This window comes from Kitasatospora sp. NPDC092039 (genome assembly GCF_044756065.1).
GTDB lineage: Bacteria > Actinomycetota > Actinomycetes > Streptomycetales > Streptomycetaceae > Kitasatospora.
The window spans coordinates 179,892-196,612 of record NZ_JBIVSD010000014.1 but is presented as its reverse complement, the minus strand read 5'-3'; the positions used below and the strand labels follow the sequence as shown (position 1 = coordinate 196,612).

At 73.0% G+C, this 16,721-nt stretch carries 13 protein-coding genes; 7 read left to right on the top strand and 6 right to left on the bottom strand.

The window, feature by feature from the left end:
* Positions 1-48 precede the first annotated feature (48 nt).
* Positions 49-651 carry a malonic semialdehyde reductase gene (locus ACIQI7_RS26255; RefSeq protein WP_401113976.1) on the top strand — a complete coding sequence of 201 codons (603 nt, stop codon included), beginning with the start codon at positions 49-51 and terminating at the stop codon, positions 649-651.
* Positions 652-753: 102 nt separating this feature from the next.
* Here ACIQI7_RS26255 and ACIQI7_RS26250 read toward each other — a convergent pair whose 3' ends face one another.
* A complete protein-coding gene (locus ACIQI7_RS26250) occupies positions 754-1,290 on the bottom strand; it encodes a DUF4245 domain-containing protein (RefSeq protein WP_401113973.1) in 537 nt (178 codons plus the stop codon).
* Between the two features lie 215 nt (positions 1,291-1,505).
* On the opposite strand from ACIQI7_RS26250, the gene glpX reads away from it, so the two are divergent.
* A complete protein-coding gene (gene glpX / locus ACIQI7_RS26245) occupies positions 1,506-2,546 on the top strand; it encodes a class II fructose-bisphosphatase (RefSeq protein ID WP_387749748.1) in 1,041 nt (346 codons plus the stop codon).
* Between the two features lie 84 nt (positions 2,547-2,630).
* On the opposite strand, the gene ACIQI7_RS26240 is transcribed toward glpX, so the two are convergent.
* Positions 2,631-3,008, bottom strand: a complete 378-nt coding sequence (locus ACIQI7_RS26240) for a WhiB family transcriptional regulator (RefSeq protein WP_401114119.1) — start codon at positions 3,006-3,008, stop codon at positions 2,631-2,633.
* Between the two features lie 319 nt (positions 3,009-3,327).
* Positions 3,328-4,029, bottom strand: a complete 702-nt coding sequence (locus ACIQI7_RS26235) for a DUF1707 domain-containing protein (RefSeq protein WP_401113970.1) — start codon at positions 4,027-4,029, stop codon at positions 3,328-3,330.
* Positions 4,030-4,236: 207 nt separating this feature from the next.
* Here ACIQI7_RS26235 and ACIQI7_RS26230 point away from each other — a divergent pair, with 207 nt between their 5' ends.
* The gene (locus tag ACIQI7_RS26230) at positions 4,237-5,904 is read left to right on the top strand and encodes a fumarate hydratase (RefSeq protein ID WP_401113967.1); all 1,668 of its coding nucleotides are present in this window, start codon (positions 4,237-4,239) and stop codon (positions 5,902-5,904) included.
* Between the two features lie 68 nt (positions 5,905-5,972).
* On the opposite strand, the gene ACIQI7_RS26225 is transcribed toward ACIQI7_RS26230, so the two are convergent.
* Positions 5,973-6,731, bottom strand: a complete 759-nt coding sequence (locus ACIQI7_RS26225) for a GntR family transcriptional regulator (protein ID WP_401113964.1) — start codon at positions 6,729-6,731, stop codon at positions 5,973-5,975.
* Between the two features lie 137 nt (positions 6,732-6,868).
* On the opposite strand from ACIQI7_RS26225, the gene ACIQI7_RS26220 reads away from it, so the two are divergent.
* The gene (locus ACIQI7_RS26220; protein WP_401113961.1) at positions 6,869-7,144 is read left to right on the top strand and encodes a hypothetical protein; all 276 of its coding nucleotides are present in this window, start codon (positions 6,869-6,871) and stop codon (positions 7,142-7,144) included.
* A 437-nt stretch (positions 7,145-7,581) separates the two neighbouring features.
* On the opposite strand, the gene ACIQI7_RS26215 is transcribed toward ACIQI7_RS26220, so the two are convergent.
* The gene (locus tag ACIQI7_RS26215; RefSeq protein WP_401113959.1) at positions 7,582-7,866 is read right to left on the bottom strand and encodes a hypothetical protein; all 285 of its coding nucleotides are present in this window, start codon (positions 7,864-7,866) and stop codon (positions 7,582-7,584) included.
* 213 nt (positions 7,867-8,079) lie between these two features.
* On the opposite strand from ACIQI7_RS26215, the gene ACIQI7_RS26210 reads away from it, so the two are divergent.
* The 3 genes from ACIQI7_RS26210 (at position 8,080) to ACIQI7_RS26200 (ending at position 14,317) form a co-directional block, all read left to right on the top strand.
* Positions 8,080-11,034: an AfsR/SARP family transcriptional regulator gene (locus ACIQI7_RS26210; protein WP_401113956.1), complete on the top strand. Its 2,955-nt coding sequence runs from the start codon at positions 8,080-8,082 to the stop codon at positions 11,032-11,034.
* 575 nt (positions 11,035-11,609) lie between these two features.
* Entirely contained in the window at positions 11,610-12,281 is a 672-nt protein-coding gene (locus tag ACIQI7_RS26205; RefSeq protein ID WP_401114116.1) for a class I SAM-dependent DNA methyltransferase, read from the top strand.
* An 83-nt stretch (positions 12,282-12,364) separates the two neighbouring features.
* Entirely contained in the window at positions 12,365-14,317 is a 1,953-nt protein-coding gene (locus tag ACIQI7_RS26200) for a SpoIIE family protein phosphatase (RefSeq protein WP_401113953.1), read from the top strand.
* A gap of 51 nt (positions 14,318-14,368) precedes the next feature.
* Here ACIQI7_RS26200 and ACIQI7_RS26195 read toward each other — a convergent pair whose 3' ends face one another.
* A complete protein-coding gene (locus ACIQI7_RS26195) occupies positions 14,369-16,624 on the bottom strand; it encodes an MMPL family transporter (RefSeq protein WP_401113951.1) in 2,256 nt (751 codons plus the stop codon).
* Positions 16,625-16,721: the final 97 nt, after the last annotated feature.

The window sequence follows — 16,721 nt, the reverse complement described above, 5'->3', positions numbered from 1 at the left end:
CGGCCGATCATACCGACGAACTCCTTTTCCGCATGAGGTGCAGAAGCAATGACCACCGACGCCCTGGTACTCGACGCCGCCGCTCAGGACCTGCTGTTCCGTGAGGCCCGCACCGCGAACACCTTCACCGACGAGCCGGTCACCGAGGAGCAGGTCCAGGCCATCTACGAGCTGGTCAAGTTCGGCCCGACCGCCTTCAACCAGCAGCCGCTGCGCGTCGTCCTGGTCCGCTCGGAGGAGGCCCGCGAGCGCCTCGTCCGGCAGATGGCGGACGGCAACAAGGACAAGACCGCCGCCGCCCCGCTGGTCGCCATCCTGGCCGTGGACAACGAGTTCCACGAGGAGCTGCCGACCCAGCTGCCGCACTTCCCGCAGGCCAAGGACCTGTTCTTCTCGGAGCGCAGCGTCCGCGAGCAGTCCGCCACGCTGAACGGCGCCCTGCAGGCCGCCTACTTCATCGTCGGCGTGCGCGCCGCCGGCCTGGCCGCCGGCCCGATGACCGGCTTCGACGCCGAGGGCATCAACAAGGAGTTCTTCGGCGACGGCGACCACTCGGTGCTGGCCGTGGTCAACATCGGCAAGCCGGGCGAGGACGCCTGGTTCCCGCGTTCGCCGCGCCTGGCCTACGACGAGGTCGTCACCACGGTCTGATCCGCCGCGCGCGAAAGGGCCCCGCACCGGTTCGTCCGGCGCGGGGCCCTTCGGCGTGCGCGTGCCCGGCGGCGTGCGCGGGGCGCCACGGCCGGGGCGGGACTACTTGAGCGCCTGCGCCAGCTCGGCCAGCTCCTCGTAGGAGGCGGTGCCGGTGAGCAGCGTGGTCCCGGGGCCGGTCTGCACGGCCAGCGCGCGGGCCTTCTCGCCCTGCACCCGGTCCCAGGCGCGGCCGCCCGCCTCGGCGGTGCCGTCCGGCTTGGCGCCCGTCACGTGGTCGGCCAGCAGGGATTCGCGCGGCACGTCGCTCTGCTCGATCGCCGCGTACTGGCCGGAGGGGGTCACGAAGCCCAGGTGCCAGGCGTTGCCCTTGCCGTTGTTGTCGCCGGCCGGCCGGTAGCTGACCGAGGTGGCCCGCCACTTGTCCGGCAGCCCCTCCGGGGAGAGCAGCGGGTACGGCGCGGTGCGCTTGGCGGAGGCCGCCGCGACCTTGTACTCGACGACGTGCACCGGGTCGCCGTTGGCGTCGTGCGGGAGGAACAGGTACCCGACCCAGACGACGATCCCGACCGCCAGCATCGACAGGACCATGTCCCGTACGGTCTGCCGGCCCCTCATGCCCTTGCTGTCTGCTGCCACCCCCACATGGTGACTCATCCACATCTCCGGGCGGTCACCAGGGGTGTCCACGTACGGGTGAAAGGGGACGAACCGGTGTTTTCCGCGACAGAGCAGCGACCCGCGCCACAGACAGTCATCTCGTGGGCAGATACGATCGCAGAACCCTCACCACGGCGTTCGACCTGGCAGTAGTCGGGCGCTCACTGGCCGTCGCGTACAGAGAGGTAACGACGATGACCACGCAGTACCCGCACCACCTTCCCAGTGCCCTGGAGGTCGCGCCCGAGGCTCCGGACCGGAACCTCGCGCTCGAGCTCGTCCGGGTCACCGAGGCGGCCGCGATGGCCGCCGGCCGGTGGGTCGGACGTGGCGACAAGAACGGCGCGGACGGTGCCGCCGTGAAGGCGATGCGCACCCTCGTCTCGACCGTCTCGATGAACGGCGTCGTCGTCATCGGGGAGGGCGAGAAGGACGAAGCCCCGATGCTCTACAACGGCGAGCGGGTCGGCGACGGCACCGGCGCCGAGTGCGACGTCGCGGTCGACCCGGTGGACGGCACCACGCTGACCGCCAAGGGCATGAACAACGCGGTGGCCGTCCTGGCCGTCGCCGACCGCGGCACCATGTTCGACCCCAGCGCCGTGTTCTACATGGACAAGCTGGTGGCCGGGCCGGAGGCGGCCGAGTTCGTCGACATCACCGCCCCGGCCGCGGTCAACATCCGCCGGGTCGCCAAGGCCAAGGGCAGCGCCGTCGAGGACGTCACCGTCGTCGTGCTCGACCGCCCGCGCCACGACGGCCTGGTCCGGGAGATCCGCGAGGCGGGCGCCCGGATCAAGTTCATCTCGGACGGCGACGTGGCCGGCGCCATCATGGCCGCCCGCGAGGGCACCGGCGTCGACCTGCTGATGGGCGTCGGCGGCACCCCGGAGGGCATCATCGCGGCCTGCGCGATGAAGTGCATGGGCGGCGTGATCCAGGGCCGGCTGTGGCCCAAGGACGACGCCGAGCGGCAGAAGGCCCTGGACGCCGGGCACGACCTGGACCGGGTGCTCACCACGGACGACCTGGTCAGCGGCGAGAACGTGTTCTTCGTCGCCACCGGCATCACCGACGGCGAGCTGCTGCGCGGCGTGCACTACCGCTCGGAGACCGCCACCACCAGCTCGCTGGTGATGCGCTCCAAGAGCGGCACCATCCGCGAGATCAACTCCACCCACAAGCTCGCGAAGCTGCGGGCCTACAGCGCGATCGACTTCGACCGCGCCAACTGAGCCCCACCCGAGCGCACTTCGCGGCCCCGGCGGAATCCCCCTCCGCCGGGGCCGCGTCGCGTCCCCTGGGTCTCGGACCCGGCGTCACCCGGCTATCCGGCGCCGCGCGGCCGCCGTCACCCGGGCCGCCTCGCGCAGCTCCGCGTCCCGGCGGCGGCGCCGGGCCAGCACCACCCGCCGCTCGGCGGCCGTCAGCCCGCCCCAGACCCCGTACGGCTCCGGCTGCGCCAGCGCGTGCTCGCGGCACTCCAGCAGCACCGGGCAGCGGGCGCACACCTGCTTGGCCTGCTCCTCGCGCGACAGCCGGGCCGCCGTCGGCTCCTTGGAGGGCGCGAAGAACAGCCCCACCTCGTCCCGCCGACACGCGGCGCCGGTGTGCCAGGGGTTGTCCTCGCCCGCGGGGGAGCCCGCCGGGACGCCCGGGGACTGCGGCTGCGGCCGGACGCCGGGACGGCGCTCCAGGACCTGCTGCGCAGCGGCGGCTGGCGAGGTGGTGCGGGACTCGATCGGATGCAGCACGGCCGTACTCCTGACGAGGCTCTCGGACACGGGGAACCCTCGCTCCCCCGCCGGCCGCGAGCCCCCGCTGTCCCATCCGGGCGCGGCCGCTCGGCCGCCTCCGGTGCGCAGCCGTCCAAGAAGCGATGTGCGGAAGGAACTACCCCGCCCGGCCGCGATTCATGCACACTGCACGCAATCGACTACGCAGCGCACTGGCCGCAACGCCGAGCGCCCGACCGGGAGTTGGTCCCCGGTCGGGCGCGTTGCAGGTCAACGGGTGTCAGTCGGTGCCGAGTTGGCGGCGCACCCACTCCTTGAGCTTCTTGCCCCGGCGCGGCTTGGCCTCGCAACCGCCGAACAGCGCAAGGCCCTTGATCCGGACAACCGGAGCGTACGGGTCCGCCGCGGTCTGCTCCCGGACGTCGAAACCGCCGAAGATGCCGACGCCGGACCCCTGCAGGGTGACGTTCTCCGGCACCCGCACCTCGACGCCGCCGAAGACCGCCGTGACGGTGATCTCCACCTCGGGGGACTCGAACACGGCGTCGGTCAGGTCGATCTCCACCCCGCCGAACGCGGCGAAGGCGCTCAGCTGCGAGCCCACCCGCCAGCGGCCCTTGCGGGACGCGCCGCCGAAGACCGCCACCACCGTCGGGGACTCCTGGCGTGCGGGCGGCTGCGGGGTGCCCTGCGGGGCGTTCAGCGGCTGCTTCTCGAAGGACAGCGGGCGGGCCGGCAGGTCCCGGGTGAGCGGCGCGAGGTCGCCGAAGGTCTTCGCGGCGTAGGCGGCCTCGATCCGCTCGGCGTGCTCGTCCGCGTCCAGCCGGCCCTCGGCGTAGGCGTCCCGCAGCAGCTCCGCGACCTTCTCGCGGTCGGCGTCGGAGACGCGCAGCTCCGCCTGCGCGGCCGGCGCGTGCGGCCGCGGCGCGCTCTCCGCCCTGGCCTCGGGCCGGAGTTCGGGCTTGGGTTCGGATTTGGTCATCGGTACGGGCGCCGGCACCGGCGGCTGCCCCGAATCGTCGTGCGACGGCGAGTTGTCCACGGGGTCAGCCTAGTCGCTCGCACTCCTGCGCGAGTGAGCCCGGTCACGCAAGGCGGACCTGTCCGCGTGCCGACTTCCACCGGGTCCTACCCTGGATGGTGCTTCGCCGACGCAGCCGGACCAACTGGACAGCTAAGGACCGCCCCGATGGCTCCCACGCCAGACTTCGAGTACAGCGACCTGCTCCCCCTGGGCGCTGACCCGACCCCCTACCGCAAGCTCACCTCCGAGGGTGTCTCCACCTTCGAGGCCGGCGGTCGCACCTTCCTCCAGGTCGAGCCGGAGGCGCTGCGGCTGCTGACGGCCGAGGCGATGCACGACATCTCGCACTACCTGCGCCCCGCCCACCTCGCCCAGCTGCGCCGCATCCTGGACGACCCGGAGGCGAGCCCCAACGACCGCTTCGTCGCGCTCGACCTGCTGAAGAACGTCAACATCTCGGCCGGCGGCATCCTGCCGATGTGCCAGGACACCGGCACCGCGATCGTCATGGGCAAGCGCGGCCAGAACGTGCTGACCGAGGGCGGCGACGAGTCCGCCATCGCGCGCGGCGTGTACGACGCGTACACCAGGCTCAACCTGCGCTACTCCCAGATGGCCCCGGTGACCATGTGGGACGAGAAGAACACCGGCAACAACCTGCCGGCCCAGATCGAGCTGTACGCCACCGACGGCGACGCGTACAAGTTCCTGTTCATGGCCAAGGGCGGCGGCTCCGCCAACAAGTCGTACCTGTACCAGGAGACCAAGGCCATCCTGAACGAGGCGAGCATGCTCTCGTTCCTGGAGCAGAAGATCCGCTCGCTGGGCACCGCGGCCTGCCCGCCGTACCACCTGGCCATCGTGATCGGCGGCACCAGCGCCGAGTTCGCGCTGAAGACCGCCAAGTACGCCTCGGCGCACTACCTGGACAACCTGCCGACCGAGGGCAACGCCAGGACCGGCCACGGCTTCCGCGACCTGGAGCTGGAGGCCAAGGTCACCGAGCTGACCCAGAAGATCGGCATCGGCGCCCAGTTCGGCGGCAAGTACTTCTGCCACGACGTGCGCGTGGTGCGCCTGCCGCGGCACGGCGCCTCGCTGCCGGTCGCGATGGCCGTCTCCTGCTCCGCCGACCGCCAGGCGCTCGGCAAGATCACCGCCGAGGGCGTGTTCCTGGAGCAGCTGGAGACCGACCCGGCGAAGTACCTGCCGGACACCACCGACGAGCACCTGGACGACGACGTGGTGCGCGTCGACCTGAACCAGCCGATGTCCGCGATCCGCGCCGAGCTGTCCAAGTACCCGGTGAAGACCCGGCTCTCGCTCACCGGCACCCTGGTCGTCGCGCGCGACATCGCCCACGCCAAGATCAAGGAGCGCCTGGACGCCGGCGAGGGCATGCCCAAGTACCTCCAGGACCACCCGGTCTACTACGCGGGCCCGGCCAAGACCCCCGAGGGCTTCGCCTCCGGCTCCTTCGGCCCGACCACGGCCGGCCGGATGGACTCCTACGTCGACCAGTTCCAGGCGGCCGGCGGCTCGATGGTCATGCTCGCCAAGGGCAACCGCAGCAAGCAGGTCACCGACGCCTGCGCCGAGCACGGCGGCTTCTACCTCGGGTCGATCGGCGGCCCGGCCGCCCGCCTCGCCCAGGACTGCATCAAGAAGGTCGAGGTGCTGGAGTACGCCGAGCTCGGCATGGAGGCGGTCTGGCGCATCGAGGTCGAGGACTTCCCGGCCTTCATCGTCGTCGACGACAAGGGCAACGACTTCTTCCGCGAGACCACCGAGGGCCCGCTGATCACCAGCCTGCGGGTCCGCTCGAAGGAGTAGTCCCCACTGCCCCCGCACCGCCCCGGCCGCCCCTCGCGGCCGGGGCGGTGGTGCCGGGCGGTCGGCGCTCAGGCGTCGAAGTCGTACTCCAGGACGTAGGAGGCGGCGTCCAGGATCATCTCGTTGAGCTCGACGACCTGCCCCTCGTCGGCGAAGGCGGTGCGGCAGATCAGGATGACCGGGGTGCCGGCGGACAGCTCCAGGCGGGCCGCCTCCTCCCCGCTGGGCATCCGGGAGCGGACCTCCTCGCGGAAGTGCACGGGCTTGGCGCCGATCTCGGCGAGCCGGGCGTAGGTGCCGCCGGGGCCGGTGTCCTCGCGGGTTATGGCGGTGCCCGCGACCAGCAGGGCGGGCAGGTAGGAGGTCGAGAGCAGCACCGGCTTGCCGTCCAGGACGAAGCGGCGGTGCCGTACGCACATCGGGGCGCCCGGGCCGACCCCGAGCACCCGGGCCACGTGGTCGGGCGCGCCCCGCTCGGTGACGGACACCTGGTCGACCACCAGGCTGCGGTTGTCGATGTCCGCCGACCATATCGACCGGCCGGAGCCCCACTGCCCCTGCGCCAGCCGCTGGATGCCGCGCCGGCGCAGCGGGCGGAAGTCCCGGACGAACACCCCGGCGCCGCGGCGCGCCTCGGCGATGCCCTCGCTCTGCAGCACGCCCAGCGCCTGGCGGGCGGTCATCCGGGCCACGCCGTACTCGTCCATGAGGTCGTTCTCGCCGGGCAGGCGGTCACCCGCGCGGTACCGGCCGGTGTCGATGGCCGCCTTCAGCGCGTCGGCGATCCGCTGGTACTTGGGCTGCTTGTCGCCACTGCTGCCGGTCATCGCCGCTCCCTCTGCCTCGGAGAAATCGTAGGCGTGCCCGCGGCCTCCGGTAAGGAGATAGGACCGTTGACATCTCTAGAGATATTAGCTTCTCTAGAGATGCTGGCCAGTCGCCGACCAGAGCGAGGAGCAGCACGGTGAGCACCCGACAGCGCAACGCCCCGGCCTACCGGCCCCACGTGGGTGAACTCGTCCTCGACCGCAGGACCGGACGCACCGGCATCTACATGGACACCATCGGCGGCGAGCACTACCTGCGCCCCGAGCCCGGCGGCCGGGAATGGACGGCCGACCCGCACCAGGTCGCCCCCGCCCCCGGGACCGGCGATTCAGCCGAATACGATCTTCCTCGGCAATTTCGGCAAAACGCAGGCAAACAGCAACATTCCGACCACCGCAATACCCCCGGGTGAATCCGGAATTCCGGAACGGCCCGCGCCCTCCGCCGGGCACGTTACGGATATCACCGGTCACCATGAGTGCACCGCGGACACGTTTCGGCCACCCGGCGGACACCGGCGGGGAATTGGCGTGCCCGTAACCGCCGGTGCCCCCGCGCCCGGACGGGGGCGACGGGGGCACCGGACCGGCGCGGCTTACGGGTGGCCGGCGACGACGCTCGCGGACGCGCTAACGGCAGTCGCCAGGTAGCCGGCGGTCACGATAGCGGTCGACACGGCCACCACAGCAACCCTACGAAGCTTGCTCATGGAACCCCTCCAATTCATCTGGCCCACCCCCCTAGGTGAACATCAGTTCGATACTACACACCGTCAGGCCAGCTGTTCTGGATGGCAACGAACCGCGCCCCGCAGCCGGACGGGGCGACGGGGCGCCGGGCCGGCGCGGCTTATGCGTGGCCGAAGACGATGCTCTCGGGCTCGTACTTCTCGCCCGGCTTGGCGGTGTCCGGCTTGGCCGGCTCGGGCAGGCAGTCGGCCTCGTCGCCGAAGGCGCCGTTCTCGATCGCGTTCTTCCGGTCGGCACTCGGCTCGGTGTACTCGGTCGGGTTCGAGGCCGCGGCGACCGCGCCCTCGACTGCCTGGCCGGCCTCCACAGCGACGGCCGGGGCCGGGGTCTCCGCCTCGTTCTCGGGCGTCGACGGCACCGGGGTCTCGCTCTGGTCGTTGGCCATTGGCGGCCGCCTTTCGGTCATCGAATGTCGTCAGCCCGACCGGTTTGGCGCGGGCGCGGGGACAGTATCGTAGGGTTGATTAAATGTCCGATAAACATCGTGCGACTGGCGGAACCGTCCGGCAGAGTCGGACGTCCGCCTAAGCTGAAGCACCACGGCGGACCGCCGAGCGCCCTTTCGCGGAATCGACACCACAGGCCATCGGGGGACTTCATGGAGTTTCGGGAGACGCCGCAGAACCCTGCGCCGCGCTTCCAAGTCCTCGGCCCGGTCCAGGCCTGGATCGACAGCCAGCCCCTCTCGCTCGGATCCCCCCAGCAGCAGGCAGTCCTGACCACCCTCCTCCTGCACGCCGGACGCCCGGTCCCCACGCAGGACCTGGTCGACGCGCTCTGGGGCGACCGGCCGCCGGCCCAGGCGGTGGCTGCACTCCGCACCTACGTCTCCCGGCTGCGCTCCGTCATCGAACCCCGGCGGGAGGTACGCCGCCCCGCCGAGTTGCTGGTGTCGGTCGCCGACGGCTACGCGCTGCGCATCCCGGGCGAGGCCCTCGACCTGACGGTCTTCGAACGGCTCTGCGCCGAGGCCGCGACCGCCCGGGCGAACGGCGACAAGCACGAGGCGCACCGGCTGCTGACCGAGGCGCTGGGCCTGTTCAGCGGCCGCCCGCTCACCGGCATCCCCGGCCCCTACGCCGACACCCAGCGACTGCGGCTGGCCGAACGCCAGGTGACCGCCGCCGAGGAGCTGTGCGCCGCCGCCCTCGACATCGGCCGGCACGCCGAGATCGTCGGCGAGCTCAACAACCTGACCACGGAGCATCCGCTGCGCGAACGGCTGCGGGAGCTGCTGATGCTGGCGCTGTACCGCTGCGGCCGCCAGGCCGAGGCGCTCGGCGTCTACACCGACACCCGCAAGCTGCTCATCGACGAGCTCGGCGTCGAGCCGGGCGTCGGCCTGTCCACGATGCACACCCGAATCCTCGCGGCCGACCCGTCGCTCGCCCTCCCGGCCGCGCCCGAGGCTCTGGCGAAGGACCGTCCGGTCGCTCCGCCGCCAGCCCAACTCCCGGCCGACGTTTCGGACTTCAGCGGCCGCACCGAGCTGGTCAGCGACCTCTCGGCGGTCCTGATGAACGCCACCGGCCAAGCCGTGGTGGTCACCTCGCTGGCCGGCATCGGCGGCGTCGGGAAGACCACCCTCGCGGTGCACGTCGCCCACCGCGTCCGGGCCGAGTTCCCGGACGGACAGCTGTACGTGGACCTGCGCGGCGCCGGCGCCGCGCCGGCCGACCCGGTCGTCGTCCTCGGCGACTTCCTGCACGCCCTCGGAGCCACCGAGAACCCGGAGTCGATGGAGCAGCGCGCGGCCCTCTACCGCTCGCTGCTCGCCAACCGGCGGATGCTCATCCTGCTGGACAACGCGCGGGACGCCGACCAGATCCGGCCGCTGATCCCGGGCGTCTCCGGCTGCGCGGTGCTCGCCACCAGCCGCTCCCGGCTCGCCGGCATCCCCGGCGCACAGCTGTTCGACGTCGAGGAGCTGACGCCGCAGGAGGCTCTGGCACTGTTCTCGGCCATCGTCGGGGAGCAGCGGGTCACCGCCGAACCGGAGGCCGCCATGGCGGTGATCACCGCCTGCGGCTTCCTCCCGCTGGCGGTCCGCATCGCCGCCGCCCGGCTGGCAAGCCGGCCGCGGTGGAGCGTCTCCGACCTGGCCCGTCGGTTAGCCGACCAGCGCCGCCGGCTGGACGAACTCCAGCTCGGCAACCTGGCCGTGGAGACCACCATCGGGCTGGGCTACGGACAGCTGTCCCCGGCCGAGGCCCGCACCTTTCGGTTCCTCGCCCTGATCGACTCCCCCGACATCCCGCTCGCGGCCGCCGCGGCGTTGCTCGGCATGGACGAGGACGCCGCCGAGGACCTCGTCGAGGCCCTGGTCGAGGCGAACATGCTGGAGTGCTTCACCCCCGGCCGCTACCGCTACCACGACCTGCTCCGGCTCTACGCCCAGCGGCAGAACGAGCGGATCGGGGACACCGAGGAGCAGCAGCGGGCCGTCCTGCGGCTGCTCGACCTGCTGATCCCGACCGTCCGCAACGCGGCCCGGACCATCGAACCGGACGACCCCGAGCCCGAGTTGCTCACCACGCCCTCCTCGCCGGGGATCGGCCTGCCGACCATTGGCTCCGCCCAGTCCTGGCTGCGGGCCGAGAGCGCCCTGCTGCTCAACTCCGTGGCCGCGGCGGCGAACGGGCCGCGCGCCTCGCAGCACGCGGCGATCGACCTGCTGATCCTGCTGTACGGCCTCGACCCGGACCCGACCCACGGCCCCCAGGTGCGCCCCGTCCTGGAAACCCTCGGACGCGAGGCGGAGCTGCGCGACGACTCCCCCGCGCTCGCCCGGGTGCACTTCGTCCTGGGTGCCCTGAACTACGTCACCAGCGACTTCCAGGGCGCCGAACACTCGCTGCGCCAGAGCCTGGACCACCAGTCGCCGGACGAACCGACCGTCCAGCTGCTGGCCACCGCCAACATCCTGGGCGTGATCCTGAGCCTGGGCAACCGCCCGGCCGAGGCGCTGCCGTTCATGGAACAGGCGCGGGCCACCAGCCAGGCGGTCGGCGCGCCGACCGCCGAGGCCCGCATCGTCAGCAACATGGCCCGGGCGCAGCACCGGCTCGGGATGACCGAGACGGCGGTGCGGTCCGCCGGCGAGGGCGTCGCCGCCGCCCGGGAGTCCAAGAACGGTCCGCTGCTCGCCCAGACCCTCTACCAGCTGGGCGTGGTGCTCTCCGGCGGCGACGCCGTCCCGCACCTGCGCGAGGCGCACCGGCTCTACCAGTCGCAGCAGAACCCCCTGTGGGAGGGCTACACCCTGGCCCGGCTCGCCTCCGCCCTGCTCGTCGCCGAGCAGCCCGCCGAGGCGGCCTCGGCGGCCGGCGAGTCGCTGGCGATCGGCCAGGAGCTGGGCTCCGCCTACTGCCAGGGCCTGGCGAACGCCGCGCTGGGCGAGGCCCTGTTGACGCTCGCCCAGCCGGCCCGTGGACTCGCCTGCCTCCAGGAGGCGCACGCGATCTTCACGCGGCTCGGTGTGCCCGAGGCCTCCCCCGTGGCGGACCTCATCTCCCAGCAGCACACCGAGCCCCTCTCTCCCCCCGCGCCGTAAGGCTTCCGCTCCCCCACGGAGAACCTCCCCCGTTCCGCGCGTCGGCGCTCCCGCAGCCCCCCGGCTGCGGGAGCGCCCTCAACGCTTCCCCGGCGCTGGACTCCACTGTGCACCGGACCGATTGACGTTCGATAAACGTCAGATAGTCAGCCTGCGGCTCGGTAAAACCGCAGGTCATCGACCTTTCCCGGGCGCATCCTCCGGCGTGCGGGGTCCGGCGCACAACCCAGCCCGCACCCGAGTGCTTCCGCAACCCCGGCCACAACGGCCCAAGCACGGCGAGTTGGCCGGAAAGGGACCCCACGACGCGGTGATCACGCATATTCTCAGATGCCAGTACGCACACGAGTGTCTGCCGGACAACGCATCGGGGTGCCAGTCCGTCCGCGTGGTGCGCAGAGGGTGATGTACCGCCACCGGCAGCGGCCCGCGGGGCCGTGGAGGAGCCACCGGAGGCCACGGGTGGAAGGGTGCCTCGCAACGTGACGACCGGACAGATATCCGACCCGTTCCCCGTCGGCGAGGACGCCGGCGACGACGATCCCGAGGTACGGCGGCGGCGGGCGGCCCGGGTCCTGCAGGCGGTCGCCTTCGACACCATCGGCGCCGGGTACGGCGAGGCCTTCCCCGCCAAGGGCGGACAGCTGGCCTGCGTCCGGCGGCTGCTCGCCGGGCTCGAACCGGGCGCCCGGGTGCTGGACGTGGGCTGCGGCACCGGTGAGCCGACCGTCCGCCAGCTGGTCGCGGCGGGCCTGCGGGTGACCGGCGTCGACCTCTCCGACGGGATGCTCACGCTGGCCCGGCGGACCGCCTTCCCGGGCGTGTTCGCGCCGGTCCTCCATCGGATCGACCTGTACGATCTGGCCACCGAGCGTGCGGACCGGGTCTGGAACGCCCCCGGGCTGGGCCCGGACGGCCGGGGCGGCTTCGCCGCGGTCACCGCGTTCTTCTCGCTGATCCTGCTGCCGCAGGACGAGATCCCGACCGTGCTGGGGCGGCTGCGCGAACTCCTGCGGCCCGGTGGGCTGCTGGCGCTCGGTATGGTCGAGGCGGACCTGGATCACGTTCCGCTTCCGTTCCTTGGCAGAGAGCTGCGGATCAGTGGGTATCTGAGGGAGGATCTGGAGCGGGTTCTGGTCTCGGCCGGCTTCGCCGTCGAGGAGTGCTCGGGGCATCCGTACGCACCGGCCAGCACCTCGCTGCCGCCGGAGGAACAGCTGTTCCTGTGCTGTCGACGCGTCGGCTGATCGAACCGGGACAGGACCGGCCGCACTCGCGGCCGACGCAACAGAACAGCTCACCGACCACACCGAATCCAGGACAGGCAGCCGTGCGCGACCAGCTCAAGACCGAGGCGGAGCAGCCGCCCGCCGTCCCGGGCCAGCGCCGCCAGGTCCCGGCCGCGCCGCCGGCCCCGACCTCGGCCCCCACGGCGGCGGCCCCTGCTCCGAACCCGACGGCGCCGGCCCCGACGACGGCCCAGGCGACGACCCCGACGACGGCCCAGGCCCGCCGGCCGGGCGCCCGGCCGGAGCGCGCCGAGATGGCGGACCGGCTGGCGTACCTCGACTCGGCGACCCGGCGGATCAACAGCGCCCTCGACCTCGCCGCGACGCTGCGCAACATCGGCCGGGTGCTGGTCCCGACGCTCGCCGACGCCGCCGTCGTCCACCTGCGCGACCCGCTGCCGAACGTGGAACGCGAACCCGGCTTCCCGGAGGAGCTGCGGATACACCACAGCACCGGCACCCGGATCGGCCGCCGCGGCCGCCCGAGCCTGGACGACCGGCGCCGCTCCCGCTACGGCGCCCGCTCCACCGCCGACGGCGGCCCGGCCACCCCGGTGACCCGCGGCGGAGCCCTCGCCCACGCCCTGCTGAGCCGCCGCCCCGCCGAGGCGGCCGTCCTCGGCACCCCCGCCGCCGAGCGCTCCGAGACGCTGCTGCGCGAGCTGTACGGCACCCGAGGGGTGGCCCGGCTGGCCGCCGGCACCTCCGTCCTCGCCCTGCCGCTGCGCGGCCGCAAGGCCGTGCTCGGGCTGCTGATACTGATCCGCCGCCCTCCCGAACGCAGCGGCCGCCCGGTCTTCGACGCCGCGGACACCGCGACCGCCGCGCACCTCGCCACCCAGGCCGGGCTGGCCGTCGACACCGCGCTGCGCTACGCCCGCGAGTGGGAGATCGCCAACGAGCTCCAGCGCAGCATGCTGCCGCTGCGCCTGCCGCAGTCGCACGGTGTCCGGATCGCCCAGCGCTACCTGCCCGGTGAGCGCGGCGCGCAGGTCGGCGGGGACTGGTACGACGCCGTCCCGCTGCCCGGCAACCGGGTCGCCCTGATCGTCGGCGACGTGATGGGCCACTCGCTCACCTCGGCCGCCATCATGGGCCAACTGCGCACCAGCGCCCAGACCCTGGCCGCCCTCGACCTGCCGCCGCACGAGGTGCTCTACCACCTGGACGAGCAGGCCCAGCGGCTCGGCCGCGAACAGCACCTGGCCACCTGCGTCTACGCGGTGTACGACCCGATCGCCAACCGGGTGGTGATGGCCAACGCCGGGCACGTCCCGCCGGTGCTGGTCCGTCCGGACGGCACCGCCGAGCTGGTCGAGCTGGACTCCGGGGCGCCGATCGGCGTCGGCGGGGTGGACTTCAACTCCGTCGAGCTGCCCGCGCCGCCCGGCTCCGCCCTGCTGCTGTTCACCGACGGCCTGGTGGAGACCCGCACCCGCCCGATCAGCGACGGCCTGGAGGTGCTGCGCGCCCGGATCGCCGCAGCCCGCTGGCAGACCCCCGAGCAGCTGTGCCAGGAGTCGCTGCGGATCCTGCCGCCCGGCGACCGCGGCGACGACATCGCGCTGCTCGGCGCCTGCTTCGACGGCATCCCGGCCGGGGACGTCGCGCACTGGTACCTCCAGCCGCGCAACGAGACGCCGGGCCGGGCCCGCCGGCTGGCCGCGCACACGCTGCGCCGCTGGGGGCTGGACGAGCTCAGCGAGGCGACCGAGCTGATGGTCAGCGAGCTGGTCACCAACGCCGTCCAGCACGCGACCCGGCCGGTCACCCTGAGCCTGGTGCGCACCACCCGGCTGCGCTGCGAGGTCGGCGACGACAGCCCGCTGCTGCCGCGCCCGCGCCGCACCGGCCCGGAGGACGAACGCGGGCGCGGGCTGCAGATAGTGGCCAGGTGCGCGGACCGCTGGGGCGCGACCAGGCTGGGCACCGGCAAGGTGGTCTGGTTCGAGCAGCGGCTGCCCGCGCCCGTGCCCGTATCCCCCGGGGCCTGAACGCGGACGCGCCCGGCGGGAACGGATCCCACCGGGCGCCCCTGCCGGCCGTCAGACCCGGGTCGGCCGCCTGTCCCGCCCCGCCGGCGGCTCCTGCGGCCGTACCCGCGGCGGTTCCTGCGCCGACTGCTCCGCCACGTCCGTCGCCGACCGCTCCGCCAGCCGGGCGATCAGCTGCTCGCCCTCCATGTCCACCCGCGGCACGACCTTCCCCAGCCGCTCGGGGAACCACCAGGCGGCCTGGCCGAACAGCGCCATCGCGGCCGGCACCAGCGCCATCCGCACCACGAAGGCGTCCACCAGCACGCCCACCGCGAGGGCGAAGCCGATCGGCTGGACGATCGGGTCGTGGCCGAAGACGAACGAGCCGAACACCGCCACCATGATCAGCGCGGCCGCGGTGACCACCCGGGCCCCGTTGCGCACGCCGGCCACCACTGCCTCGCGCGGCGCCGCGCCGTGGACGTGCTGCTCCTTCATCCCGGAGACCAGGAACAGCTCGTAGTCCATCGCCAGCCCGAACAGCACGCCGATCAGCAGGATCGGCACGAAGCTGACCACCGGCCCGACCTTGGGCACGTCGATCACCCCGTCCAGCCAGCCCCACTGGTAGACCGCGACCACCGCGCCGAGCGAGGCGGTGATGCTGAGCAGGAAGCCGGCCACCGCCTTGAGCGGGACGAGCACCGAGCGGAACGCCAGCGCCAGCAGCACCACCGCGATCCCGACGATCACCGCGAGGAACGGCGGCAGCGCCTGGCCGAGCTTGGTGGAGACGTCGATGTTGGCGGCCGTGGTGCCGGTGACGGCGATGTCCGCGCCGGTCGCCGACTTCAGCTCCGCCTTCCGGTCGCGGATCCCGTCGACCAGCGCCTTGGTGTCCGCGTGGTCCGGGCCGGTCTTCGGGATGACGGTCACCAGCGCGGTGCCGCTCGCCTGGTCGACGGTCGGCGGCAGCAGCGCCCCGACCCCGTCGAGGGTCCGGAGCGTCGCGGCCACGCCCTGCACCGCCTGCTCGGGCCGCGGCGCGCCGTGGGCGTCCACCACGACCACCAGCGGCGCGTTGAAGCCCGGACCGAAGCTCTCGCCCACCAGGTCGTACGCCTTGCGCGCGTCCGTCCCGGTGGCCTGTGAACCGCCGCCCGGCAGGCCGAGGTCCAGGCTCGCGGCGGGCACCGCCAGGGCCCCCAGCCCGGCCAGGCCGACCAGGAGCACGGGCAGCGGGCGGCGGACCACGAAGCGGCCCCAGCGCTCGCCCAGGGTGGTGCGGCCGTCGGCGGCGAGCGCCCGCTTCCAGACCGGCAGCCGGTCGATGGCCCGGCCGGTGAAGCCCAGCACGGCGGGCAGCAGCGTGATCGCGACCAGGACGGCCACCACGACGGCCCCGGAGGCGGCCAGGCCCATCACGGTGAGGAACGGGACGCCCGCGACGGCGAGTCCGGCGAGCGCGACCACCACGGTCAGGCCGGCGAAGACGACGGCGCTGCCGGCGGTCGCGGTGGCCCGGGCGGCGGCCTCCTGCGGCTCCAGCCCGTCGGCCAGGTGCCGGCGGTAGCGGAAGAGGATGAACAGCGCGTAGTCGATGCCGACCGCGAGGCCGACCATCAGCGCCAGCACCGGCGCGGTGGTGATGATCTCGAAGGAGCCGGTGAGCGCCAGCAGCCCGGCCATCGTCACGGCGACGCCGACCAGCGCGGTCAGCAGCGGCAGTCCGGCGGCGACCAGCGTGCCGAGGGTGACCACCAGCACCACCCCGGCCACCACCAGGCCGATCGCCTCGCTGCCGCCCTCGATCTGGGCCATCCGGTTGTACGCGTCGCCGCCGAAGGCCACGTCCAGCCCGGCCGCGCGGGCCGGCTCGGCGGCGGCCTTCACGGCGTCCCGCTGCTGGTCGGTGACGTCGGCGAGCTTGTGGTCGAAGGAGACCAGGGCGATCGCGACCTTCCCGTCCGGGGAGAGCGCGCCGGTGGCGTACGGGTCGGGCACCGCGGCCACGCCCGGCACCCTGGCGATCCGGTCGACGGCCTCGCCGACCGCCCGGCCCGCCTCGGGTGTGCCGATGCCGCCGGGCGCACCGGCGGCGAAGACGACCTGCGCGGAGCCGTGGCCCTGTGCCGGGAAGGTGTCCTTGATCCGGTCCAGGGTGGCCTGCGCCTCGGTGCCGGGGACCTTGAACTCGTCGGTGGTCTTGCCGGCGAAGGCCCCCGCGGCTCCGCCGACGGCGATGAGCAGGGCGATCCAGACGGCGACGACGGCCCGCCGTCGCCGGAAGCAGTAGTGGCCCAGTCGGTACAGGTACGTGGCCATCGGCGGTCCCTCGAGGTCGGTCAGGGCAGGTCGCGTCCCACCGTAGACCTAACTTTGTCAGACGACAAAGTTGGCTGAAACAATCGGCCGACTCAGT